The following is a 1,597-nucleotide window of genomic DNA, read 5'->3' as shown; positions in this document are numbered from 1 at the left end:
CACAGGGCGCCGCTCGCGCTGGTGGGCAAGGTCGGCCGGCGCGAAGAGGTGGTTGCCGCCTGCGATGGCGCTGCCGCGTTAGGGATCACGATCGGTATGGCCGCGACCCATGCGCGTGCGCTGGTGTCCGATCTCGACATCCGACCGTCTGAAACCGAAGCGGATGCTGCGTTACTGGACCAGCTCGCGCTGCGTGCGGTGCGTCGCTGGTCGCCGATCGCCGCGGCCACGCCGCCCGATGGGCTATGGCTCGACCTGACAGGCTGCGCGCATCTCCATGGCGGCGAAGAGCGGTTCTGTCGGCGTCTGCGCGCCTTTTGCCAGCGTGCCGGGTTCACGGCACGTGTGGCGGTCGCGGACACGCCGGGCGCGGCACATGCCGTTGCCCGGTTCGGATCGGCCGATATCGCGATCGTCCCGGCAGGACGAACGGTCGACGCGCTCAGCGGTTTGCCGGTCGCTGCTTTGCGCCTCGCAGGCACAGCGCTCGTTGCCGCCCGCAAGTTCGGCTTCGAACGCGTGGCCGACCTTCTACCGGTCGCACGCGGGCCTTTGGCACGCCGGCTAGGCTTGGCGGCGATCACGCAGCTTGATCAGGCGCTTGGCGCAGTCGCCGAACCCATCACGCCGCGCACCGACGAGGTCATGCCGGTCGTCGAGCGCCGGCTGCTCGAACCGATCGTCACCGCAGACGCGATCGCGCAGGTCATGGAGGATCTGCTCGGCGACATGGCCGAGCTGCTGCGCGCGAAGGGGCTCGGCGTACGATCGCTGCGTCTCGGTGGCTTAAGCGTCGATGGCACCGAGCAGATCGTGGCCGTCGGCACCTCACGCCCGACACGCGAGGTCTCGCACCTGTTGCGGCTCATGAAGCTCAGGATCGAACGGATCGATCCAGGCCTGGGGCTCGAGCAATTCTATCTGGCAGCGCCGCACACCGAGCCGCTCGACGCGATCGATCTCGGCGCGGTTCTCGCCGGTGAGGTTCTTGTGCGTGATCCGGCCCGTCTCGTCGACGTCATTGCCGGCCGCATCGGCGCAGACGCCGTGTTTCGGATCGCGCCGGTCGAAAGTCACGTGCCCGAGCGCGCCGTCATGCGTGCCGACCCGGTGGTGGCGCCCGCGGGCTGGCCAAAATGGCGACGACCGACGCGCCTGCTGGCCAGACCCGAACCGCTGTGGGGCGTCATAGCGTTGATGCCCGATCAGCCGCCCCGGCGGTTCGAGTGGCGCGGCCGGCCGCACAAGGTGGTTGCCGGCGACGGCCCCGAGCGGATCCACGGTGAGTGGTGGCGTCGCGACGCGGAAGTATGGGCGGTGCGCGACTATTACCGCGTCGAGGATGACGCGGGCGGTCGCTACTGGGTGTTCCGGCGTGGCGACGGGTTCGTCGAGGACACCGGCGATCTCAGCTGGTGGATGCACGGCGTGTTCGCATGACCGACTATGTCGAACTCCAGGTCCTGACGCATTTTTCACTGCTGCGCGGCGCATCGAGCCCTGAGGAGCTGTTCGCGGCTGCAGCGCTGCTCGGCTATCCGTCGATCGGGGTCAGCGACATCGGCACGGTCGCGGGTGTGGTGCGCGCATGGGAAGC

At 68.9% G+C, this 1,597-nt stretch carries 1 protein-coding gene; it reads left to right on the top strand.

Features of this window, described 5'->3' with window-relative positions; all coding sequences use genetic code 11:
* Nucleotides 1-1,440, top strand: a 1,440-nt coding sequence (locus C8J43_RS21745; RefSeq protein ID WP_243645738.1) for a DNA polymerase Y family protein, incomplete at its 5' end; no start/stop codon positions are given.
* Between the last annotated feature and the right edge of the window lie 157 nt (nucleotides 1,441-1,597).

Origin of the sequence: Sphingomonas sp. PP-CE-1G-424 (genome assembly GCF_004341085.1) — a bacterium.
In the GTDB taxonomy this organism is placed as follows: Bacteria; Pseudomonadota; Alphaproteobacteria; order Sphingomonadales; family Sphingomonadaceae; genus Sphingomonas.
Note: the sequence above shows the minus strand (reverse complement) of the source record. Positions and strands in the feature narration are given on the sequence as shown.